The sequence below is a fragment of the Pseudoxanthomonas suwonensis genome, from assembly GCF_010093235.1.
Classification (GTDB): Bacteria; Pseudomonadota; Gammaproteobacteria; order Xanthomonadales; family Xanthomonadaceae; genus Pseudoxanthomonas; species Pseudoxanthomonas suwonensis.
On record NZ_PDWP01000024.1, the window covers coordinates 1 to 23142 of the forward strand.

Below are 23142 nucleotides of genomic sequence, written 5' to 3' on the forward strand. Positions count from 1 at the left end.
CGCAGGTTCTCGGTCATTCCGTTCGGATCATGCGGGCCCGGCGCCGCCGGGCCCGCATGATCCGAACGGAATGACCGAGAACCTGCGCTTCCCCGCGGAGTGGGAACCCCAGTCCGCGATCCTGATCGCCTGGCCGCACGCCGGCACCGACTGGGCCGACCGCCTGGGCGAGGTCGAGGAGACCTACATCGCCCTGGTCGCCGCGATCACCCGCTTCCAGGACGCCTGGATCTGCGTGGCCGACGACGACGTCGAGGCCTACGCCGAGGCGCGCCTGCGCTCGGCCCGGATCGACATGGACCGGGTGCGCTTCATCCCGTTCGACTACGACGACACCTGGCTGCGCGACTCCGGCCCGATCACCCTGCGCGAGGGCGAAGGCTTCCGCGTGCTGGATTTCCGTTTCACCGCCTGGGGCGGCAAGTTCGAGGCCGGCCGCGACGACCGCCTGGTCCAGGCGCTGGCCGCCCAGGGCCTGTTCGGCCACGCCACGCACCAGCGCATCGACTTCGCCCTGGAGGGCGGCGGCATCGAGACCGACGGCGCCGGCACCCTGCTGACCACCTGGCGCTGCCTGCACGAACGCCACCCGCAGGCCAGCCGCGAGGAACTGACTGCGAAGCTGGCCGGCTGGCTGGCCCAGGACCGGGTGCTGTGGCTGGACCACGGCTACCTGGAAGGCGACGACACCGACGCCCACATCGACACCCTCGCCCGCTTCGCGCCCGGCGATGCCATCGTGTTCCAGGCCTGCGACGACGAATCCGACAGCCACCATGCCGAACTGAAGGCGATGGCCGGCGAGATCGCCGCGCTGCGCACCGCCGACGGCCGGCCATACCGCCTGTTCCCGCTGCCGTGGGCCGCGCCGGTGATCGACGAAGGCCGGCGCCTGGCCGCCTCGTACGCGAACTTCCTGATCGTGAACGGCGCGGTGCTGATGCCGGCCTATGGCGATCCGGCCGACGACCGCGCCGCCGCCGTGCTGGCCCAGGCCTTCCCCGGCCGCGAGATCGTGCAGGTCCCCTGCCGTCCGCTGATCTGGCAGAACGGCAGCCTGCACTGCATCAGCATGCAGCTGCCGGCCGGCCTCGGCCGCTGAGCCACTACGCAAGCCCTCCCCGCTGAAGCCCGCGCCGCGCGCCGGGCTTCAGGCCCCGTGCGCGGGGCGCGGGTTACCATCCCCTTCCACTACGCCGAACAACGCCCGCCGATGAGCCGCAAGACCCTTACCGTCGCCCTTGTCCAGGAACGCAACCAGGGCGATGCCGAAGCCAACCTGGCCGCGATCGAAACCCGCGTGGCCGAGGCCGCCGCGGCCGGCGCGCAGCTGGTGCTGCTGCAGGAGCTGCACAACGGCGCCTATTTCTGCCAGCACGAATCGGTGGGCGAGTTCGCCCTGGCCGAGCCGATCCCCGGTCCCAGCACCGAACGCCTGGGCGCGTTGGCGAAGAAGCACGGCGTGGTGATCGTCGGCTCGCTGTTCGAGCGCCGCGCCGCCGGCCTGTACCACAACACCGCGGTGGTCCTGGAGAAGGACGGCACCCTGCTGGGCAAGTACCGCAAGATGCATATCCCGGACGACCCGGGCTTCTACGAGAAGTTCTACTTCACCCCCGGCGACATCGGCTTCAAACCGATCGACACCTCGGTCGGCCGCCTCGGCGTGCTGGTGTGCTGGGACCAGTGGTACCCGGAAGCGGCGCGGCTGATGGCGCTGGCCGGCGCCGAGCTGCTGCTCTACCCCACCGCCATCGGCTGGGACCCGGACGACGCCCAGGACGAGAAGGACCGCCAGCGCGACGCCTGGACCCTCAGCCACCGCGGCCATGCCGTGGCCAACGGGCTGCCGGTGCTGTCCTGCAACCGCGTCGGCCACGAGCCGTCGCCGCTGGGCGCCTCGGGCATCCGGTTCTGGGGCAACAGCCATGTACTGGGCCCGCAGGGCGAGTTCCTGGCCCAGGCCGGCGAAGACGCCACCGTGCTGGTGTGCGAGGTCGACCTTGGGCGCAGCGAGCACGTGCGCCGGATCTGGCCGTTCCTGCGCGACCGCCGGATCGACGCCTACGGCGACCTGCTCAAGCGCTACATCGACTGACCAGCCCGCGCTGGCCTGCAACTTTCCCCGATACGCCGGGTCCCATCCGGGACCCGAGCGCCGCCAGCCCGAGATGACCATCATCGAATCCCTGCCCGAACCCGCGCCCGCCCCCACCGATCCGCTGGCCGGCCAGCCCATGCGCGTGGTGGAGCGCGACGGCGTCCGCTACACCCTGCTGGGTACCGCGCACGTGTCGCGCGCCAGCATCGAAGCCGTCCGCGCCGCGGTGGCTTCCGGCAGCTACGACGCGGTGGCCGTGGAGCTGGACGCGGGCCGGCTGCAGTCGCTGAGCGACCCGGACGTGCTGGCGAAGATGGACATCGTCCAGGTGATCCGCAACGGCAAGACCCACGTGTTCGCCGCCAACCTGGCGCTCTCCAGCTACCAGCGCCGCCTGGCCGAGCAGCTGGACGTGGAGCCCGGCGCCGAGCTCAAGTCGGCGGTGGAAGATGCGCGCTCGATGGGCCTGCCGGTGAAGCTGATCGACCGCGAGGTCGGCCTGACCTTCCGCCGCGCGATGCAGCGGCTGGGCTGGTGGGGGCGTGCCAAGACCGGCGCCGGCATCCTGCTGGCCATGTTCGGCGACGAGGAAGTCGGCGACGACGAGATCGAGAAACTCAAGCAGGGCGACATGCTGGAGGCCAGCTTCGGCGAGTTCGCCTCGCACAGCCCGGCGCTGTACGAGACCGTGATCGCCGAGCGCGACCGCTACATGGCCAACCGCCTGCGCCAGGAGCGCGACGCGCGGAATGTGCTGGCGGTGGTCGGCGCGGGCCACCTGCCCGGCCTGGCGCGCCACCTGGCCGAGGACCAGGACGATCCGGCCCAGGTCCTGGGCGAGCTGGAAACCGTGCGCGAGAACTCCGGCTTCCCGTGGATGGAGACCATCATCGGCGCGTTCCTGCTGGGCGGCTTCGGCTGGGGCATCTGGCAGGGCGGGCTCGACGTGGGCGCGGATCTGCTGCTGCAGTGGGTGCTGGCCACCGGCCTGCTGGGCGCGCTTGGCTGCGCCATCGCCGGCGGCCATCCGCTGAGCATCCTCGCCGCCTTCATCGCCTCGCCGCTGACCCCGCTGCACCCGGCGCTGGCCTCGGGCACCGTCAGCGCCTTCGTCGAGGCGACGCTGCGCAAGCCGACCTACGCCGACTTCATGGCCCTGCGCGACAACGTGCAGACGCTCAAGGGCTGGTGGCGCAACCGGGTGGCGCGGATCCTGCTCAACTTTTTCCTCACCAGCCTCGGTACCGCGATCGGCGTGTGGACCGGCGGCCTGCGCATGCTCGGCAAGCTGGTGGGCTGAAGCCCGCGCCACCGACGGAAAAAGGAAAGCCCGGCTTGCGCCGGGCTTTTCCGTTGCCGGGCGGCAGGACTTACTCCGCCGCGGCGGCCGGCACGCTGGGGGCCGCGCCGCCCGTGTCCAGCCCGCGTGCGCGGCGCACCAGGCGCGCGGTGCCGGTGCGCAGGTCGTCCAGGATCGCGTAGATGGTCGGCAGGAACAGCAGGCTGACCACCGTCGAGAACGCCAGGCCGCCGGCGATGGCGCGTGCCATCGGGTAGTACGGCGGCATGCCGTCGACGGTCTGGGTGTTCAGTGCGATCGGGATCATCGCCAGGATCGCCGTGCCCATGGTCATCATGATCGGGCGCAGGCGTTCGCGGCTGCCTTCCACCAGCGCATCGGTGCGCGCGAGCCCGCGCCGGCGCAGGTTGTTGATGTGCTCGATCATCACGATGCCGTTGTTCACGACCACGCCCATCAGCACCAGGATGCCGATCACCGCCATGATGTTCATCTCGGTGCCGGTGATCCAGAACAGCCAGTACACGCCGAAGATCGAGAACAGCACGCAGGACATGATCGCGCTCGGGAACAGCATCGACTCGAACACCGCCGCCATGATCACCAGCATCAGGACCAGCGCGATCATGATCGCCCGCAGCATCTGCGACATGCCGTCGAAGTTGATGTTGAAGCTGGCGCTGTCGAAGGTGTAGCCGTAGCCCGGCGGGAACTGCACGGCCGCCAGCGCCTCCTCGATGGCCTTGCGCGCGTCGGCCACCGGCACGTCCTTGGCCAGCCCCGCCTCGATGCGCAGCATCGTCTGCCGGTTCAGGCGCTGGATGGAGGTGGCGGACGGATTGACGTTGACGTCGACCATCGCCAGCAGCGGGATCTCGGTGCCATTGGGCGCGCGCACCATGAACGAGGCCAGGTCCTCGATGCCGTAGCGGTCGGCGCCGGCGAAGCGCACGTTCACCGGGATCTCCACGCCTTCGCGGTGGAAGTCGCGCAGCGATGAACCACGCAGGGCCATGCCGACGTACTCGGCCACCTGCTGGGCGTTGAAGCCATACGCCGCGGCGCGCTCGCGGTCCACCCGCACCGACAGCTCGGTATTGGCGTCGCCGGTGTCCACGCGCACGTCGCGCAGCTTGGGGTTGCGTCCCAGCAGCGGCACGATGTCCGCGGCCAGGTCCTGCAATACCTGCGAGGAGTCGCCGACCAGGGCGAAGTTCACGCCCTGGCCCTGGTTGCCCGAGCCGCCCGGCCAGCCGATGCCGATCTTGGCCCGCGCCGACTGCGGCAGGCCCTTGCGGATCTTCTCCTGGATCTCCTTGCTGATCTCCAGGTCGTCGATGGTCAGGTACAGGCGGGTGTAGGCCCAGCCCTGCTCGCTGTAGCGGCTGTACACGCGATCGACCTTGAACTCCTCGCGGTTGGCGTTGATGAACGCCTCCACGCGCGCCACCTCGCGGCCCATCTCGTCCTTGGAGTAGGCGCCCTTCCATTGATAGAAGATGTTGATCTGGTCCGGGGAGCTGTCGTCACCGCCGCCCTTGCTCTGGCTGATGGGCACGAAGCTGGCCAGGGTGATCAGCACGATGCCGGCCACGCTCCAGCCGCGGTGCTGCAGGCTCCAGCGCAGGGTGCGCGCGTAGCGGTCCTGCAGCCGGGTGATCAGCGGCGACTTCACCGCCGGCGGGGTCTTCATCCGCGCCGACAGCATCGGGATGAGGCTGATGGCCACCAGCCAGGACGCCAGCAGCGAGACCGAAATCGTCACCGCCAGCTGGCCCAGGTAGATGCTGATGATGTTCTTCTCGCCGAACAGCATCGGCAGGAACACCACGCAGTGGCACAGGGTGCCTGCCGACAGCGCGATGGCCACGTGGCGGGTGCCGATGATCGAGGCCAGGGCCTGGCGGTCCGGGTACTTCTCGCGCTCCTGGTAGATGCTCTCGACCACCACCACGGCATTGTCCACCAGCATGCCCACCGCCAGCAGCAGGCCCATCATCGAGATGATGTTGAGGGTGATGCCGGCGAAGTACATGAAGCCCAGCGTCATCGCGAAGCAGATCGGGATCGCCAGGCTGACCATCAGCGTGGACGGCCAGTGGCGCAGGAACGCATAGAGCACGATCACCGACAGCGCCAGGCCGATCGCGCCGGCCTCGGCCAGCGCCGCCAGCGAGCTGGTCACGGCCTGCCCCTGGTCGTCGGTGATCTCGATGCCGATGCCGCGCATGGCCGGGTCCTGCTCCAGCGCCTGCACTTCCTTGCGCACGGCGCGCGAAAGGTCGACCAGGTTCGCCGCCCGCTCCTTGAAGATGTCCACCGCCACGCTGGGCCGGCCGTCCAGCTGGCGCACGTAGTCCATGCGCTGCGGCTGCAGCGAGACCTCGGCGATGTCCGACAGGCGCACGCCCGTGCCGTTGACCGGCAGGTCGCGCAGCGCCTGCAGCTCCTGCAGCTCGCCGCGCGGCTGCACCCGCAGCCGGCGCCCGGCCTCGGTGATCTGCCCGGCGGAGACCGAGAAGTTGGCCGCCTGCAGCCGCTGCACCAGCTCGTTGAGCGCCACGCCATGGGCGCTCAGGCGGTCCTTGTCCAGCGCCACCAGCACCTCCTGGCGGGCGACGCCCTCGACCTCGATCCGGGCCACGCCCGGGATGCGCTCCAGCCGGCGCTTGATCGTCTGTTCGATCAGGTCGGCGCGCGAGGTGAGGTCCTCCTCGCTGGTCAGGCGCAGGCTGATCGCCTCGCGGTCGGAGGTGGTCCAGCGGTAGACGTAGTAGCGGCGGAAGTCGTCGGGCAGCTCGTCGCGGATCGCGTCGATGCGCTCGCGCGCCTCGGACGCGGCGATGGCGATGTCGCGGTTCCAGTCGCTGAACTCCACCTGGATCTGCGCGCTTTCGGCGTTGGCCCGCGAGTTCATCGTGCGGATGCCGGGCATGGTCGCCAGCGCCTCCTCCACCGGCCGCAGCACGTTGCGCTCGATCTCCTCGGGGGTCGAGCCCTCGTACGGCAGCCAGACGAAGAAGAACGGGATCGTGGCCTCCGGCTCGGCCTCCAGCGGCAGCCGCAACGAGGCGATCAGGCCGATCACCACCATCGACACGAACAGCATGATGGTGGTGACCGGGCGGCGGATGGACAGCTCGGTGATATTCATCTCAGGCCTCCGCGCCGCCGCCGATCGGATCCTGCTCGTGGGCCAGCACCTGCTCGGCCTGCCGGGCCTCGCGCCTGGCGCGCGCGCCGCGCTCGACGTAGTAGCCGTCGGGCTTGCGGTCCAGCAGGTCGTACACCACCGGGATCACCACCAGGGTCAGCAGCGTCGACACCAGCAGGCCGCCGATCACGGTGATCGCCATCGGCGAGCGCACCTCCGCGCCCTCGCCGAAGGCCAGCGCCAGCGGCATGAAGCCGAACACCGCCGTCAGCGTGGTCATCATGATCGGACGCAGGCGAGAACGCGCGCCCTCGACCAGGGCCTCGCGCTTGGCCACGCCGGCCTCGCGCAGCTGGTTGACCTTGTCGATCAGGATGATCGCGTTCTTCACCACCAGGCCCACCAGCAGGATGAGGCCGATCGACACCACCACCGACACCGGCGAGCCGGTCAGCAGCAGCGCGCCGATCGCACCCACCAGCGCCAGCGGGATGGTGAACAGGATGACGAACGGGTGCAGCAGCGACTCGAACTGCGAGGCCATCACCAGGTAGCCCAGGAACACCGCCAGCCCGAAGGCGAACAGCAGCGAGCGCAGCGATTCGCCCAGTTCCTCGCCCTGGCCGCCGATCCGCATGCCGATGTCGGCGCCCAGCGGGCTGGCCGCCACCATCTGCTGTACCTCGGCCACCGCGGTACCCAGGTCGATGCCGCGCAGGTTGGCCGAGACGATCGCCACCCGGCGCTGGTCGACGCGGTGGATCTCGCTCGGGCCGGTGGTGGCCACCACGTCGGCCACCGAGGACAGCTCGATCGGATTGCTGCCCTTGGGATTGACGATCAGGCGGCGGATGTCGTCCACCGAGGAACGCTCGGCCTCGCCCACCCGCACCAGCACGTCGATCTTGCGGTCGCGGAAGCTGTAGCGGGTGGCGACGTTGCCGCGCACCTTGTTGACCACCGCGTCGGCGATCTGGCGGGTGGTCAGGCCCAGGGCCGCGGCGCGGTCCTGGTCGAAGATCACCTGGATCTCGGGGAAACCCTGCTCCACGGTGGACTTCACGTCGGCGTAGTGCGGGTTCTGGCGCAGCATCCCCGCCAGCTTGTTGCCGGCCACGCGGATCGCCTCCAGGTCGTTGCCCTCGATCTCGATCTCCAGCGGCGCGGCCAGCGCGAACAGCTCCGGACGGGCGAAGTCGACCTGCGCGGACGGATAAGCCTTCATCGTCTGGCGCAGCTTCTCCATCAGCTCCGCCTCGCGCGAGGTGTCGTCCATGACCACCGACAGCTTGCCGATGTTCTCGCCGCTCTCGGTCGGGCTGGCATCCAGCCGGGTGCCGGTGCCGGAGACGCCGTACAGCAGGCGCACGCCGGGCTCCTGCGCGTGCTTGCGCTGCACGTCGCGCACCAGCGCGTCGGTCTGCGCCAGCGGCGTGCCGGGCGGCAGCTTGGCGGTCATCTCGAAGCGGTCCTGGGCCAGCTGGGGGATCAGGTCAACGCCCAGCAGCGGCAGGGTCGCCATGGTCGCCGCGAAGGCCAGCGCGGCGCCGCCCAGCACCAGTCCGGGGTGCTGCAGCGCGCCCGGCAGCAGGCGCATGTAGCCGGCCTCGGCGCGATGGTACGGGGCCATGGCGATGTCGCTGGCCTTGCGCATGACCGGCCCGACCACGGCGACCACAAGGCGGAACGCACGCACCACCAGCCAGGCCACGGCCAGGAAGCCGTAGCGGAACAGCGCGCCGAAGCCGCGTCCGGCCAGCGCCGCCGGCTTCTGCCAGGTGCGCTGCGGGCGCCACGGCTCGCGCGGCGGCTCGGGCTGGAACTCCAGCGGGGCGCGTCCCTTCAGCGAGCTGAGCATCGGCACCAGGGTCATCGACACCACCAGCGAGACCGCGATGGCGATGGCCACGGTCAGCGCCTGGTCGCGGAACAGCTGGCCGGCGATGCCCTCGACGAACACCAGGGGCAGGAACACGGCGATGGTGGTCAGGGTCGAGGCGACCACCGCCATGAACACCTCGCGGGTGCCGGTGATCGCGGCCTCGAGCACGCCCAGGCCGCGCTCACGGGCCTTGGCGATGGATTCCAGCACCACGATCGAGTCGTCCACCACCAGGCCGGTGGCCAGCGCCAGGCCGCCCAGCGACATCACGTTCAGGCTCAGGCCCAGCTGGCCCATGAAGAAGAACGTGGTGATGATCGAGACCGGCAACGACAGCGAAATGACGAAGGTGCTCCAGCCGTCGCGCAGGAACAGGAAGATGATCAGCACCGACAGCAGGCCGCCGATCACCGCGTCCAGCTTCACGTCGTTGACGGCGTGGCGGATGAAGACCGACTGGTCCTCGACCACGGTCAGCTCGATGTCCTTGGGCATGCGCTCGCGGATCTGCCTCAGCTTCGCCTCGAGCGCGTCGGCGGTGGAGACGGTGTTGGCGTCGCCCTCCTTGTAGCCCGCCAGCTCGACCGCTTCGCGGCCGGCGCTGCGGATCACCGCCTCGCGTTCCTTGTAGCCCTGGCGCACGTCGGCCACGTCCTTCAGGCGCACCGGGGCCATGCCGCTGCCGCCGTTGCCGTCCCCGCGCAGGGCGGCGATCACGTTGGGGTCGCGGCTGCCGAGGATGGCCAGCATCAGCTGGCGGTTCTCGCCGGTGGCGCTGGAGGACTGGCCGCCGGCGGTGGTCAGCAGCATCTCGCGCATCTGCTCGACCGAGGCGAACTGGTTGACGGTGCGGACCAGGTAGCGCTGGGTGCCCTCCTCCAGGCGGCCGCCGGAGAGGTTGACGTTCTCCTGCTTCAGGCGCTCGATCACCTGGTCCAGCGACAGCCCCAGCTGGGCGAGCTTGCGCTGGTCGATGTCGACCTGGATCTCGTCTTCCAGGCCGCCGCCGACCTTCACCGCGGCCACGCCGGTGACCGGCTCGAGCTTGCGCTTGAGGTCCTCGTCGGCATACCGGCGCAGTTCCATCAGCCGGCGCACGGCGTCGGCCTCGTCGGCCGGCTCCTGCTTCGAGCTCAGCGCCAGGCGCATGATCGGCTGGGTCGACGGATTGAAGCGCAGCAGCACCGGCGGCCTGGCGTCCAGCGGCAGCTGCAGCGTCTCCATCTTGTCGCGGACCTCCAGGCCGGCCTGCTGCATGTCCGTGCCCCAGGCGAACTCCAGGACCACGTCACTCTGGCCGGTGCGCGAGATCGAACGCAGCTTGCGCAGGCCCTTGACCACGCCCAGCGCCTCCTCGGCCGGCTGCGAGATCAGGGTCTCGACCTCCGACGGCGCCGCGCCTTCGTAATCGGTGCGCACGGTCAGGGTCGGATAGCTCAGGTCCGGCAACAGTTCGACCTTGAGGCTGGACAGCGAGATCAGGCCGAACAGCACCAGGGTCAGCGTCATCATCGCGATGCTGACGCGGCGCCGGGTGGCGAACTCGACCAGGTCGAATCCGCGTGCGGGTGCGGGTTCGTGCGCGCTCATCAGTTGGCCGCCTGCGCCGCAGCCGCCTGGGCCGGAGCCTTGCCGGCGACCTCGGCCGGCGGGTCGCGTTCCAGCACCTGTACCGCGGTGCCCTCGCGCAGCGCGGCCTTGCCGGCGACCACGACGGCGTCGCCCTCGGCCAGGCCCTCGCGCACCTCGACCCAGCCGCCGTCGTTGTAGCCCAGCCTCAGGCCCACGCGCGCCGCATGGCCGTCACGCACCACGTACACCGCCGGCTCGCCGCCGTCTTCCAGCAGGGCCGTGCGCGGCACCACCAGGGCATCGGCGCGCTGGTCGTAGTTGATGCTCAGGCGGCCGAACATGCCGGCGGCCAGCTCGCCGTCGCCGGCGAAGGAGGTCACCACGCGGAAGGTGCCGGTGCCGTTGTCGACCACGGGCGAGACGCGGTCGACCACGCCGGTGAAGCTGCGACCCGGCAGCGCGTCGGCCACCAGGGTCACCGCCTGGCCCGGGCGCAGCTTGGCCATCTCCCGCTCCGGCACGTTGAGCGTGGCTTCCAGCCGGCTGCTGTCGACGATGCGGATGATCGGCGAGTTGATCTGCACGAAGTTGCCCGGCTTGATGTCGCGCGAGGCGACCACCCCGGAAATCGGCGCCACCACCGTGGTGTAGGACAGCTCCAGCCGCGCCAGGTCGTAGGCGGCGCGCGCCTGTTCGAGGTCGTAGCGCATCTGGTCGACCTCGCCGGCGCTGATCAGCTGCTGCTCGACCAGCTGGCGGGCTCGGTTGTAGTTGTTCTCGAGCTTGCGCACCAGGGCCTCGTTCTGGGCCACGGTCAGGCGCGCGCGGTCCGGATCCAGACGGACCAGCGGCTGGCCCGCGCGGACCTGCTGCCCTTCCTCGACCAGCACCTCCAGGGCCACGCCCGAGGTCTTGGCCACGACCTGGGACTCTGCGCGGGGCTCGAGCGGAGCGGTTCCGGTGTAGCTGGCCGCGATCGCCCGGCGGGTGGCGGCCGCGACCTCCACGGGGGTGGCATCCGCGGCCGGGTCCTGCGGGACGGGCGGCGCTCCCGCCCCACCCTTGCAGCCAGCGAGGGCGGCAGCGAGCACCAGCACGGCGACGGCGGCCCGCAGTCCGGCAGGCGCGTTGGGGGAAACGACTCGGTCCATGTGGTTTTCCATGCTCGCTGGGCCCCGGCGGGGCGTGGTTAGGTGTTGTATCCAAGTAGACCACCAACACAATGGACCGCCATGCGCCGAAGGTCATGGTCGGTCCACGGTCGCGCCCGCCCTCCTTGATCGAGCGCAATGCGATCGGTTCCGTCTTGCGTTAGGGCAGGGCTATACTGCGGCGGTTTCGTGTCCGGCGGGGTAAGTCCGGCACGACCGACTCCAACGACCGATCGGACCAACGAATGATGCGCCGCCCGCTGCCGCTAGTCGCCTGCCTTGCCCTGGTCACCTCCCTGTCCTTCTCCGCCGCCGCGCAGGAACCTGCGCAGCCGGCCCAGCCGGAAGCCCAGGAGGAGGCAGCGGCTCCGTCCGCCGTCGCTGGCGACGCCGGACGCGGCCGCCAGCTGGCCTACACCTGCCAGGGCTGCCACGGGATCACCGGCTACAAGAATGCGTATCCGAGCTTCAAGGTGCCGAAGATCGGCGGCCAGTCCGCCGAGTACCTGAGCCAGGCGCTGCACGAGTACCGCGACGGCAAGCGCCGCCATCCGACGATGCGTGCCCAGGCCCAGAGCTTCTCCGAACAGGAGATCGCCGACCTGGCCGCCTTCCTTTCCACCCTCAAGTAAGCAGTCAGCCGCCCATGCCGAAAGCCGTGCACGCCTCGCGTCTCGCCATCGTCCTGACCGCCGTCCTGGGCCTTTCGGCCTGTGCTGGCGGGGACGGCTCCTCCGAAGCCGAAGCCGGGGCGGAAGCCCGGGCCAGCTCGTCCGCGGGCCTGCCGCCGGGCCGCATCGCCACTGGCGAGCAGCTGGCCTCGGCCAAGGGCAAGGCCACCGGCCAGAGCTGCGTGGACTGCCATGGTCCGGACGGCAACGCGCCGATCGACGCCAGCTACCCCAAGCTCGGCGGCCAGTACCCGGACTACCTGGCCCACGCGCTGCAGGAATACCGCAGCGGCGCCCGCCAGCATGCGCTGATGACGCCGCAGGCGACCGACCTGACCGACCAGCAGATCGCCGACCTGGCGGCCTACTTCGGCTCGCGTCCGTCGCAGCTGAAGGACCTGCACGAAGCGTTCTGAGCCGCGGTGCGGCTTGCCCGGCAAGAGGCCCGCTTCGGCGGGCCTTTTTGCTGGGCGGGATCCGGATCCGGGTCGGCGGGCCCGCCATGCACGGCCAGCCGAAGGGCGAGCGGGCACAATGCGGCAATGACCGCGACGCCTGATCCCAGCCCCCGGCCCGCACGCGGCCAGGCAAGCCCCAGCCTGCGCGAGCGCTTCGACGCCCTGCGCAACCTGCCGCCGTTCCTGCGCCAGATCTGGGCGACCAGCCCCGGCCTGACCGTCACCAGCCTGGGCCTGCGCCTGTTCCGCGCCCTGCTGCCGGTGCTGATGCTCTACATCGGCAAGCTGATCATCGACGAGGTGGTGCGGCTGGCCGGCCTGGGCGTGGCCTTCGCCGACCTCGGCGATGCGCTGCGCAGCGGCCTGCTGGGCCGCCTGCTGTGGCTGCTGGGCCTGGAGCTGGGAGTGGCGGTGGCCTCGGACCTGACCGGACGCCTGGTCAGCTACGCCGACAACCTGCTGTCGGAGCTGTTCACCAATGCCAGCAGCGTGCGCCTGATGGAGCACGCCGCCACCCTGGACCTGGAGGACTTCGAGGACCCCGACCTGCAGGACAGGCTGGACCGCGCCCGGCGCCAGACCATGAGCCGGATGAACCTGATGAGCCAGCTGTTCGGCCAGGTCCAGGACGCGGTCACCGTGGTCAGTTTCGGCGTGGGCCTGCTGGTCTACGCCCCCTGGCTGATCCTGCTGCTGGCCGTCGCCCTGGTCCCGGCCTTCATCGGCGAAGCGCACTTCAACGCGCTGGGCTATTCGCTCAACTTCCAGTGGACCCCGGAGCGGCGCCAGCTCGAATACCTGCGCCAGACCGGTGCCAGCGTGGAGACGGCCAAGGAGGTGAAGATCTTCAACCTCCACCGCTTCCTGATCGACCGCTACCGCACGCTGGCGGAGAAGTTCTACCTGGCCAACCGCGCCCTGGCCCGGCGCCGGGCGCTATGGGGCACGCTGCTGGCCGCGCTTGGCACCCTGGGCTACTACGTGGCCTACGGCTACATCGCCTGGCGGACCGTGCGCGGCGATTTCAGCATCGGCGACCTCACCTTCCTGGCCGGCAGCTTCATGCGCCTGCGCCAGCTGCTGGAGGGCCTGCTGGTCGGCTTCTCCCAGGTCGCCGGCCAGGCGCTTTACCTGGACGACCTGTTTTCGTTTTTCGAGATCGAGCCGGAAATCGCCTCGCGCCCCGACGCGGTGCCGGTGCCGCGCCCGATCCGGCAGGGCTTCGTGTTCGAGGACGTGGGCTTCCGCTATCCCGGCAACGAGCACTGGGCCCTGCGCGGGCTCAGCTTCGAGCTGCGTGCCGGAGAGGTGCTGGCCCTGGTCGGCGAGAACGGCGCCGGCAAGACCACCCTGGTCAAGCTGCTGGCGCGGCTTTACGACCCGGACGAGGGCCGGATCCTGCTCGACGGCCGCGACCTGCGCGACTACGACCTGGACGACCTGCGCGCCAACACCGGGGTGATCTTCCAGGACTTCGTGCGCTACCACCTGACCGCCGGCGAGAACATCGGCGTGGGCCGGATCGAAGCGCTGGACGACATGGAGCGGATCCGCGACGCCGCCCGCCGCGGCATGGCCGACGAGGTGGTCGAAGGCCTGCCGCTGGGCTACGACCAGCTGATCGGGCGCCGCTTCAAGACCGGCGTGGACCTGTCCGGCGGGCAGTGGCAGAAGCTGGCCATCGCGCGCGCCTACATGCGCGAGGCCCAGGTCATGATCCTCGACGAGCCCACCGCGGCGCTGGACGCGCGCAGCGAGTTCGAGGTGTTCCAGCGCTTCAAGGAGCTCTCGCAGGGGCGCACCGCGGTGCTGATCTCCCACCGTTTCTCCAGCGTGCGCATGGCCGACCGGATCCTGGTCCTGTCAGGCGGACGGGTCGAGGCCAGCGGCACCCACGAGGAACTGATGGCGCAGGGCGGACGCTACGCCGAGTTGTTCGAGCTGCAGGCCGCCGGCTATCGTTGACGCCCTTTGCCCCAAGGAGCGTCGCGCATGCACCACACCCGGCACCTGCCCTCCCTCCTCGCCGTCGCCCTGGCCGCCGGCCTGTCCGCCTGCGACCGCGCCCCCGCCCCGGCCGCCGCCGCACCCGAAGCCAGCGCCCCGCAGGTGGTGGAAAGCCAGCAGGGCCAGGCGCGCCTGAGCGTGGTCGCCAGCGGCCTGGTGCACCCCTGGGCGGTGGCGCCGCTGCCGGATGGCGGCTTCCTGGTCACCGAGCGCGGCGGCAACCTGCGCCGGATCGGTGCCGACGGCAGCATCTCCGCGCCGATCAAGGGCGTGCCCGAGGTCGCCGCGCGCGGCCAGGGCGGCCTGCTGGACGTGGCCCTGGCGCCCGATTTCGCCAGCAGCCGGCGCATCTACCTGACCTACGCCGAACCCGGCGAGGACGGCACCTCCGGCACGGCGGCGGCCTACGCCACCCTCGACGGCGATGCCCTCTCCGGACTGACGGTGATCTATCGCCAGGAGCCCAAGGTCGACGCCGAGTACCACTATGGCTCGCGCCTGGCCTTCGACGACGAGGGCCACGTCTTCATCAGCCAGGGCGACCGTTCGTTCAAGCCCATGGCGCAGGCGCTGGACAAGCTCCAGGGCAAGCTGGTGCGCCTGCGCCTGGACGGCAGCGTCCCGGCGGACAATCCCTTCATCGGCCGCGACGGCGCGCGCCCGGAGATCTGGAGCTACGGCCACCGCAACGCCCAGGGCCTGGCCATCGATCCGCGCACCGGCAAGCTCTGGGAAAGCGAGCACGGCCCGCGCGGCGGCGACGAGATCAACCTCCCCGGCCCCGGCCTCAACTACGGCTGGCCCCTGGCCACCCACGGCATCGACTATTCCGGCCAGCCCATCGCAGAGGCGCGTGGCAGGGAATACGAGGGCACGGAACAGCCGCACCACGTGTTCGAGATCTCCCCGGGCCTGTCGGGCATGGCCTTCTACGCCGGGCACGACGGCAAGCCCTGGAACGACAGCCTGTTCCTGGGCGCGCTGGCCCACCGCAACCTGATCCGGCTGCAGCTGGACGGCGACCGCGTGGTCGGCGAGGAACGCCTGCTGGACGCCCTCGGCGAGCGCATCCGCGACGTGCGTGCCGCCGCCGACGGCAACCTGTACCTGGTCACCGACGAGGCCAACGGCAAGCTGCTGAAGCTGGAGCCGCCGCAGGGCTGATCCGCGCGGGGCGGCGGGGTCCCGCCGCCCCGCCGCCCGTTTGATCAGGCGCAAGGGTCGGGCCGGGGCCGTCGGCTACAATGGGCGGCGAACCAGAACCGGCAATCCCTCCCCGATGTCTTCCGCTTACGGCACCGAAACGGTGCTCGACGTCCGCCACTGGACCGACGCCTACTTCAGCTTCACCACCACCCGCGACGATGGATTCCGCTTCGAGAACGGGCAGTTCGTGATGATCGGCCTGCCCACCGAGAGCGGCAAGCCGATCCTGCGCGCCTACTCGATCGCCAGCGCCAACTGGGAAGAGCAGCTGGAATTCTTCTCGATCAAGGTCCAGGACGGCCCGCTGACCTCGCGCCTGCAGCACATCAAACCCGGCGACAGCATCCTCATCGGGCGCAAGCCCACCGGCACCCTGCTGATCAGCGACCTGCACCCCGGCCGCAACCTGTACCTGCTGGGCACTGGTACCGGCCTGGCGCCGTGGCTTTCGGTGATCAAGGACCCGGAGACCTACGAGCGCTTCGAGCGCGTGGTGCTGTGCCATGGCGTCCGCCACGTGCAGGACCTGGCCTACCGCGACTACTTCGAGAAGGAACTGCCCAACCACGAGATCCTGGGCGAGATCATCCGCGACAAGCTGGTGTACTACCCGGCCGTCTCGCGCGAGGAGTTCCCGAACCGCGGCCGCCTGACCGACCTGATGGCCAGCGGCGAGATGATGCGCACCCTCGGCCTGGATCCGCTGGATCCGGAGCACGACCGCGCCATGATCTGCGGCAGCCCGCAAATGCTGGCCGACTTCCGCCCCCTGCTCGACAGCCGCGGCTTCACCGCCTCGCCGCGCATCGGCAGCCCGGGCCAGTACGTCTTCGAACGCGCCTTCGTCGAAAAGTAACCCGCAGGCCCCGCGCGCGGGGCCCGGCCGTCATGCTGCCCGCGCCCATCCGGCGCGGCGCCCGCATTGTCGCCACCATCGCGACGCCGGGCGGGCCCGCCCGGCATCCCGGGCCTGCACGGACCGGAGGGCCGCCGTCACGTGCCTTTGGTCACGGCCCCCACCCTGGTGCACTGGGGTACCCTTGGGGAGTTTTGTTTCCTCAGGAACTGCTCTACATGAAGAAGACCGGCCTTTCCCTCGCGCTCGCCGCCGCCCTCGGACTCGGCATGACCGCCTGCACCAGCACCGACGGCCCCGCCCCCGGCAATGCCGAGGCCGCCGCGGCCGCCGCGCTCCAGGGCAACCCGTTCGTGGTCCAGAGCGAACTGCCGCTGCAGTACCCGCACTTCGACCGGATCAAGGACGAGCACTTCGGCCCCGCGTTCGACGCCGGCATGGCCGAGCAGCTGAAGGAAATCGAAGCGATCGCCTCCAACAGCGAGGAGCCGAGCTTCGAGAACACCATCATCGCCCTGGAGAACAGCGGCCAGGTGCTCAACCGCGCCCGCGCCGTGTTCTTCAACCTGGTCGGCACCGACACCAACGACGCGCGCAAGGCGATCCAGGCCGAGTACTCGCCGAAGTTCGCCGCCCACCGCGACGCGATCATGCTCGACGGTGCCCTGTTCGCCCGGATCAAGGCGCTCTACGAGAAGCGCGACAGCCTGGGCCTGGACGCCGAGGGCGTGCGTCTGGTCGAGCGCTACTACACCGATTTCGTGCGTTCCGGCGCCAACCTGTCCGACACGGACAAGGCGCGCCTGAAGGAGATGAACGCCGAACTGGCCAAGCTCGGCACCCAGTTCGACCAGAACGTGCTCAACGAGGTCAACGCCTCGGCCGTGGTGTTCGACAGCGCCGAGGAGCTCGCCGGCTCCACCGAGGCCCAGATCGCAGCCGCCGCCGCGGAAGCGAAGAAGCGCGGCCTGGAAGGCAAGTACGTGGTGACCCTGCTCAACACGACCGGCCAGCCGCCACTGAGCTACCTGCAGAACCGCGAGGCCCGCCGCCGCATCCACGAAGCCTCGGTCAACCGCGGCGCCCGCGGCAACGAGTTCGACAACACCGCCATCGTGTCGCGCGTGATGAAGCTGCGCGCCGAGCGCGCCGCCCTGCTCGGCTACCCGAACCACGCCGCCTTCTCGCTGGAGCAGTCCACCGCCCGCACCCCGGAGGCGGTCAACGAGATGCTGGGCAAGCTGGCCCCGGCCGCCGTGGCCAACGCCAAGCGCGAGGCGGCCGAGCTGCAGAAGATGATCGACCGCGAGCAGGCCGCCAAGGGCGAGCCGAGCTTCAAGCTCGAGGCCTGGGACTGGGCCTACTACACCGAGAAGGTGCGCAAGGCCACCTACGACTTCGACGAGTCGCAGATCAAGCCGTACTTCGAGATGAAGAGCGTGCTGGAGAACGGCGTGTTCTTCGCCGCCAACAAGCTCTACGGCATCAGCTTCAAGGAGCGCACCGACCTGCCGAAGTACCACCCGGACACCTGGGTGTACGACGTCCTCGACGCCGACGGCAGCCAGCTGGCGATCTTCATCTTCGACCCGTACGCGCGCGCCTCCAAGCGCGGCGGCGCCTGGATGAACTCGTACGTGTCGCAGTCCAAGCTGCGCGGCACCAAGCCGGTGGTGGCCAACCACCTCAACATCACCAAGCCGGCCAGCGGCCCGACCCTGCTGACCTGGGACGAGGTCACCACCACCTTCCACGAGTTCGGCCACGCCCTGCACGGCATGTTCTCGGACGTGACCTATCCGTACTTCAGCGGCACCTCGGTCCCGCGCGACTTCGTCGAGTTCCCGTCGCAGGTCAACGAGATGTGGGCCGACTGGCCGGAAGTGCTGGCCAACTATGCCAGGCACCACGAGACCGGCGAGCCGATGCCGCAGGCGCTGCTGGACAAGGTCCAGGCCACCGCGACCTTCAACCAGGGCTTTGCCACCACCGAGTACCTGGGGGCGGCCATGCTCGACCAGCGCTGGCACCAGGTCGGCGCCGACAAGCTGCCGGAAGCCGATGGCGTGATGAAGTTCGAGGCCGACGCGCTGGCCGCCGACGGCATCGCCTACGCGCCGGTGCCGCCGCGCTACCGCACCCCGTACTTCAGCCACATCATGGGCGGCTACTCGGCCGGCTACTACGCCTACATCTGGTCGGAGGTGCTGGACGCCAACACACAGGAGTGGATGCGCCAGCACGGCGGCCTGAAGCGCGAGAACGGCGACCACTTCCGCGCCACCCTGCTGTCGCGCGGCGGCACCCGCGAGGCGCTGGACCTGTTCCGCGACTTCGCCGGGCACGAGCCGCGGATCGAACCGCTGCTCAAGAAGCGCGGCCTGGACAAGGCCGGCCGCTGAGGTCCACGAAGACGCCACCTCCGGGTGGCGTCTTTCTTTGCCCCCGGGTTTTCCACAGGCGGTGTGGATGAACCTTGAACGAAGCTGTGGATAATCGCCGGCGCGCCAGCAGTGGCGGGGGTGTCAAGAGGAGTGGCGAATTTTTCGCCACCGCTCAGCGCGGTACCCCCACGCCCCCCGGCACGCCCTCCGGCGACATCAGGACCTGCCACAGCTGGGCGCGGCGGCTGCGGAAGCTGGCCATCGACCCGGCCAGGTAGAACCGCCACATGCGCCGGAAGCGCTCGTCGTAGCGCGCGTCCAGCCGGTCCCACGCGGCCTCGATGTTGCTCCGCCAGGCCTGCAGGGTCCGGTCGTAGTCGGGGCCGAAGTTGTGCCAGTCCTCGAGGACGAACAGGCCCTCGCTGGCGCGGGCAATCTGCGCGGCCGACGGCAGCATCGAGTTGGGGAAGATGTAGCGCGCGATCCACGGATCGGTGCGCCGAACCGAGACGTTGCTGCCGATGGTGTGCAGCAGGAACAGGCCGTGCGGCGGCAGGCAGCGGCGCACCACCTGGAAGTACTCGCGGTAGTTGCGCACGCCCACGTGCTCGAACATGCCGATGGAGAACACCGCGTCGAAGCGCTCGTCCAGGTCGCGATAGTCCTGCAGGCGGATGTCGACCGGCAGGCCCGCGCACAGCTGGCGCGCATAGGTGGCCTGCTCGGCCGAGATGGTCACGCCCACCCCGGACACGCCGTAGCGCTCGGCGGCATACTTCAGCGCCTCGCCCCAGCCGCAACCGATGTCCAGCACGCGCATGCCCGGCTCCAGCTGCAGCTTGCGGCATACCAGGTCGAGCTTGGCTTCCTGGGCGGCGTCGAGGTCGGCGGCATCGCGCCAGTAGCCGCAGCTGTAGACCAGGCGCCTGCCCAGCATCGCCGCGTACAGGTCGTTGCCCAGGTCGTAGTGGCGGCGCCCTACTTCGCCGCTGCGGCTGCGGGTCTGCGGATTGGTCAGGCGCGCGACCAGCACGTCGCGCAGTTCGGCCAGGCCATGCACCCGCTCGCCCAGGCGCGCCTCGATCAGCCGCAGCAGCAGGCCATCCAGCGAGCCGGTGTCCCACCAGCCGTCCATGTACGACTCGCCCAGTCCCAGCGAGCCCTGCGCCAGCAGGCGCGTCCACAACCGCTCATCGCGAGGCTGCAGGTCCCATTCGCGATCGCCACCGATCCTCACGTCGGCTTCGGCGAGCAGCGCTTCGACCCGACGCCTGGCGAGGAATCCCTGCCCCATCAGCGTCCTCCTACTGCGCGAACAGCGTCCGGTACTCCCCGGCCACGTACGGCAACAGCTTCGCGGCCGGCACCTCCGCATACTGTACCCCGTCGGCGTAGGGTCCGACCTGGTAGGGCGGGAACACGAAGCGCAGCCCGGCAATCCGCCCGTCTGCTGCTGGCACCGGCTCGAACTGGGCGAAGTTGCCCGGGTCCGCCTCCGTGCCCTCGTCGATCATGCGCAACGCCGAATCCAGCAGGCTCTTGCGCTCCTGCGGCGTCAGCGAGCCGTCGATGGCCCGGACCTGGGCCGCCGCGGCCAACTGTTCGCTCACCTCGCGTGCCACCGCCTCCCAGCCGCCCGGCACGGTGATCAGCCGTTCCGCCGTCAGCATCTCTCCCCGCTCCGGCAGCCACACGAAGCGCGCGACCAGCGGCTGCCCGTGCGCGCCTCCGGTATAGACGCTGCCATCGGCGGCTACCGCCACCACCCTGGGGGTCTGCATCAGCAGCCGGAAGCCCAGCGAAAGGTCGTACGGGGCCGTCGGCGGCCCTTCCAGCGCCTCGACCGCGCCCATCAGCTCCGCGCGTGCGGACTGCGCATACGCGTACAGCGCTTCGGCCAGCCCCGGATAGGCGGAAACGCCGGGCGGGTAGCTGATGCCGATGACGTAACGCGGGTCGCGTTCGATCACGTCATCGAGCGTCACCGGCGCGGGCTCCGGCTCGGCGCTGGTCGCCGGGACCTCGCCTGCGTCCACGTCCGGCGAGGCGGGCGCGCTTCCGTCGCGGCAGGCCGCGAGCGCGAGGAGCACGAAGGGCAGGACGGTCCGGGTCCGCATACAGCTCATGTCGTCGTTATTCCCTGTTGGGCGCCGCTGGCGCCCGCTGTCGATGCCTCAATCCGCGAGCGTGGTGGCGAACTCGGGATGGCGGGCCACCCAGGCGGCGGCGTAGGAACAGGCCGGCACGACGCGCAGACCGGTATCGCGCGCATGCTCGAAGGCCGCGCGGACGAGCTGGCCGGCTATGCCGCGGCCTCCGATCGCCTCGGGCACCCGGGTGTGTTCGATCACCATCCGCCCGCGCTCCAGCGCGTAGACCAGCTCCGCCACCTCGCCGTCCTGCTCGACCAGGAAGCGCAGCGCATCGGGTTCGTGGCGGATCTGGGAGCTGGAAGCTTCGGGGGACATCGCTGCAGTCGACGGTGGGACCCGTTCATTTTCCCGTCCGCCATGCAAGCCCGCGTGATGGCTACTTGCATATGCATCGATACTGGGCTTTCATTCAGCCATGTGAAGGGTTCCTCACAGGTACCTCATGGGTATACCGCAGCAGCGACCAAAGGATTCGCCGGAAGACTGGAACCAGGACGAGGCATCCCTCCTCGAAGGTCTCTACCAGATGGCCGTCGAGGGGCGGGTGGAAACCTCCGAATGCCAGCAGCTGGCCACTGATGTCTACAGCCGGCTCGAGGCCAGCTACGCCGACCCCTCCGCCGCCCCGGACGCGGCGACGGAGGCCTAGCCGCCACGTCAGCGCTGGTCGCGCCGGCGCTGGTTCCGGCGATCCTGGATGCTGGCGCTGCCCTGTATCGCCTTGGCGCGGGTTTCGCCGAGGTGCAGTTCATTCTGCTTGGCCACCACCTCGGGGGAGCCGGAGGGCACCGGCACCGGGGCTGCGCCGGCCTGGCCCTCGAGGAGACGCCACGCCGGGACCTGGCGGGCCTGTTCGTTGTGCGCATCCAGCAGTTCCCGCGTCCGCTGCAGCGCCTCTTCGGGCGTGGGTTTGCGGGGCCGCCTGGCCCTGGCTCCATTGCCCTTGCGGGCAGATCCGCTGGAGGCGGAGCGGTTGCCGCCCGTTGCGACGGCCCTCCCCTGGCCGGCCGATGTCCGGGCAGCACCTGCCTTGCCGGAGCCGGCCTTCCTGGCCCCCGTCCTGCTGGTGGCGACCTTCTTGCTGGCAGCCTTGCTGGAAGCCGTCCTGGTGACGGTCTTCTTCGCAGCAGTGGCCTTCTTCGCAGTGGCCTTCTTCGCAGTGGCCTTTTTCGCGGCCGCCTTCCTTGCAGTGGCCTTCCTTGCGCCAGTCTTCTTTGCGGCGGGCTTCTTCGCCACCGCCTTCCTGGCCGCGGGCCTCTTCGCGACCTTCTTCGCGGCCGTATTCCGTGCGGGCGACTTGCGTGCAGCAGAGGCGGCCTTCTTCGCCGGCGCGGCGGCCTTCTTTGCCGCGCCCCTGGCGGCGGCTTTCGCGGGGGCAGTCTTCTTCGTTACTGACTTGCTGGCGGTCGTCTTCTTCGTAGCCGCCGGCTTGCGCTTGCGCCCCGGCTCCTCGCTGGCCGCCGACGCGGAACGGCTGGCGGACTTCTTCGTGGCGCCGCGGCGCGAATCCCTGGTGCCGGCCGCTGCGGTGGACTTGCGGGCTGCTCGTGTCGCCATGGAGGCCTCCGTCGCTGGGTGACGGAGGCAGGCTGGCACGACCGGCATTCAGGACAGGTGATCCCGCCTCACATGAAACGCGGATTGAGCAGCTGCTGCCAGAACACCTGCAGCACGCGCGGCGCCATCGCCACCATGAACAGCACGCCGTACGCCGCGCCGGCCAGGTGCGCGCTGTGGTTGACGTTGTCGCCGCCGCGACGGTCCATCCAGATGCTGTAACCGACGTAGAACACCGCGTAGAGGATCGCCGGCGCGGGAATGAAGAACACGAAGATGCGCGACCACGGCGAGACCATGATGAAGGCGAACAGCACCGCCGACACGGCGCCGGATGCGCCGAGGCTGAAGTAGCGCGGATTGCCCTGGTTCTTCAGGTAGCTGGGCAGGATCGCCACAACGATCGCCGACAGGTAGAACAGCAAGAAGGTCACCCGACTGCCGGTGATGTCCGCCATTTCTTGCTCGATCAGGCCACCGAAGAAGAACAGCGTGACCATGTTGAACAGCAGGTGCGGGACGTCCGCGTGCAGGAAGCCGTGGGTCAGCAGCCGCCAATACTCGCGCTGGCGGGCGATCGCCAGCGGCCACAGGATCAGCCGGTCGACGAGGCGGCGGTCGTTGAAGGCCCGCCAGGACACCAGGACGGTCACGGCGATAAGGGCCAGGGTCACGGGTTGCAGCATTGGG

18 protein-coding genes are annotated in these 23142 nt (G+C 69.9%); 11 read left to right on the forward strand and 7 right to left on the reverse strand.

Translation table 11 applies throughout. The features are described from left to right. Nucleotides 1-70: 70 nt before the first annotated feature. From CSC68_RS12065 to CSC68_RS12075, 3 genes are all read left to right on the forward strand, one after another. Nucleotides 71-1102 carry an agmatine deiminase family protein gene (locus CSC68_RS12065; protein ID WP_162203805.1) on the forward strand — a complete coding sequence of 344 codons (1032 nt, stop codon included), beginning with the start codon at nt 71-73 and terminating at the stop codon, nt 1100-1102. Nucleotides 1103-1213: 111 nt separating this feature from the next. Continuing rightward, nucleotides 1214-2098 (forward strand): carbon-nitrogen hydrolase, encoded by an 885-nt coding sequence (locus tag CSC68_RS12070; RefSeq protein WP_162203806.1) that lies wholly within the window; start codon nt 1214-1216, stop codon nt 2096-2098. Nucleotides 2099-2171: 73 nt separating this feature from the next. Further along, the gene (locus CSC68_RS12075) at nt 2172-3401 is read left to right on the forward strand and encodes a TraB/GumN family protein (RefSeq protein ID WP_162203807.1); all 1230 of its coding nucleotides are present in this window, start codon (nt 2172-2174) and stop codon (nt 3399-3401) included. Between the two features lie 70 nt (nt 3402-3471). Here CSC68_RS12075 and CSC68_RS12080 read toward each other — a convergent pair whose 3' ends face one another. Genes CSC68_RS12080 through CSC68_RS12090 form a run of 3 tightly spaced genes read right to left on the reverse strand, consistent with a single transcriptional unit; the run spans nt 3472 to nt 11160 of the window. Continuing rightward, nucleotides 3472-6555 (reverse strand): efflux RND transporter permease subunit, encoded by a 3084-nt coding sequence (locus CSC68_RS12080; RefSeq protein WP_162203808.1) that lies wholly within the window; start codon nt 6553-6555, stop codon nt 3472-3474. A 1-nt stretch (nt 6556) separates the two neighbouring features. Continuing rightward, complete coding sequence (locus CSC68_RS12085; RefSeq protein ID WP_162203809.1) at nt 6557-10027, reverse strand: efflux RND transporter permease subunit; 3471 nt, start codon at nt 10025-10027, stop codon at nt 6557-6559. Then, entirely contained in the window at nt 10027-11160 is a 1134-nt protein-coding gene (locus CSC68_RS12090; RefSeq protein ID WP_162203810.1) for an efflux RND transporter periplasmic adaptor subunit, read from the reverse strand. Before CSC68_RS12090 ends, CSC68_RS12085 begins: the two co-directional genes overlap by 1 nt. 245 nt (nt 11161-11405) lie before the next feature. Between CSC68_RS12090 and CSC68_RS12095 the strand changes: the two genes are divergently transcribed. From CSC68_RS12095 to CSC68_RS12120, 6 genes are all read left to right on the forward strand, one after another. Beyond that, nucleotides 11406-11792, forward strand: coding sequence for a c-type cytochrome (locus tag CSC68_RS12095; protein WP_162203811.1), 387 nt, complete (start codon nt 11406-11408; stop codon nt 11790-11792). Nucleotides 11793-11806: 14 nt separating this feature from the next. Then, entirely contained in the window at nt 11807-12247 is a 441-nt protein-coding gene (locus CSC68_RS12100) for a c-type cytochrome (RefSeq protein WP_162203812.1), read from the forward strand. Between the two features lie 126 nt (nt 12248-12373). Then, nucleotides 12374-14254 carry an ABC transporter ATP-binding protein gene (locus tag CSC68_RS12105; RefSeq protein WP_162203813.1) on the forward strand — a complete coding sequence of 627 codons (1881 nt, stop codon included), beginning with the start codon at nt 12374-12376 and terminating at the stop codon, nt 14252-14254. 27 nt (nt 14255-14281) lie between these two features. Then, the gene (locus CSC68_RS12110; protein ID WP_162203814.1) at nt 14282-15460 is read left to right on the forward strand and encodes a PQQ-dependent sugar dehydrogenase; all 1179 of its coding nucleotides are present in this window, start codon (nt 14282-14284) and stop codon (nt 15458-15460) included. Nucleotides 15461-15575: 115 nt separating this feature from the next. After that, entirely contained in the window at nt 15576-16358 is a 783-nt protein-coding gene (locus tag CSC68_RS12115) for a ferredoxin--NADP reductase (RefSeq protein ID WP_162203815.1), read from the forward strand. A gap of 218 nt (nt 16359-16576) precedes the next feature. Next, the gene (locus CSC68_RS12120; RefSeq protein ID WP_162203816.1) at nt 16577-18760 is read left to right on the forward strand and encodes a M3 family metallopeptidase; all 2184 of its coding nucleotides are present in this window, start codon (nt 16577-16579) and stop codon (nt 18758-18760) included. Nucleotides 18761-18914: 154 nt separating this feature from the next. Here the strand turns inward: CSC68_RS12120 and cfa are convergent, their stop codons facing one another. From cfa to CSC68_RS12135, 3 genes are read right to left on the reverse strand one after another with little or no spacing between them, the layout of a single operon-like run. After that, a complete protein-coding gene (gene cfa / locus CSC68_RS12125; protein WP_162203817.1) occupies nt 18915-20036 on the reverse strand; it encodes a cyclopropane fatty acyl phospholipid synthase in 1122 nt (373 codons plus the stop codon). A gap of 10 nt (nt 20037-20046) precedes the next feature. Beyond that, the gene (locus CSC68_RS12130; protein WP_162203818.1) at nt 20047-20868 is read right to left on the reverse strand and encodes a DUF3298 and DUF4163 domain-containing protein; all 822 of its coding nucleotides are present in this window, start codon (nt 20866-20868) and stop codon (nt 20047-20049) included. 48 nt (nt 20869-20916) lie between these two features. Then, on the reverse strand, nt 20917-21210 hold the full coding sequence (locus CSC68_RS12135; RefSeq protein WP_162203819.1) for a GNAT family N-acetyltransferase: 294 nt from the start codon (nt 21208-21210) through the stop codon (nt 20917-20919). Nucleotides 21211-21337: 127 nt separating this feature from the next. Between CSC68_RS12135 and CSC68_RS12140 the strand changes: the two genes are divergently transcribed. Further along, a complete protein-coding gene (locus CSC68_RS12140; protein ID WP_162203820.1) occupies nt 21338-21544 on the forward strand; it encodes a hypothetical protein in 207 nt (68 codons plus the stop codon). Between the two features lie 294 nt (nt 21545-21838). After that, nucleotides 21839-22474 carry a hypothetical protein gene (locus tag CSC68_RS12145; RefSeq protein WP_162203821.1) on the forward strand — a complete coding sequence of 212 codons (636 nt, stop codon included), beginning with the start codon at nt 21839-21841 and terminating at the stop codon, nt 22472-22474. A 46-nt stretch (nt 22475-22520) separates the two neighbouring features. On the opposite strand, the gene CSC68_RS12150 is transcribed toward CSC68_RS12145, so the two are convergent. Beyond that, nucleotides 22521-23138 carry a rhomboid family intramembrane serine protease gene (locus tag CSC68_RS12150; RefSeq protein ID WP_162203822.1) on the reverse strand — a complete coding sequence of 206 codons (618 nt, stop codon included), beginning with the start codon at nt 23136-23138 and terminating at the stop codon, nt 22521-22523. Nucleotides 23139-23142: the final 4 nt, after the last annotated feature.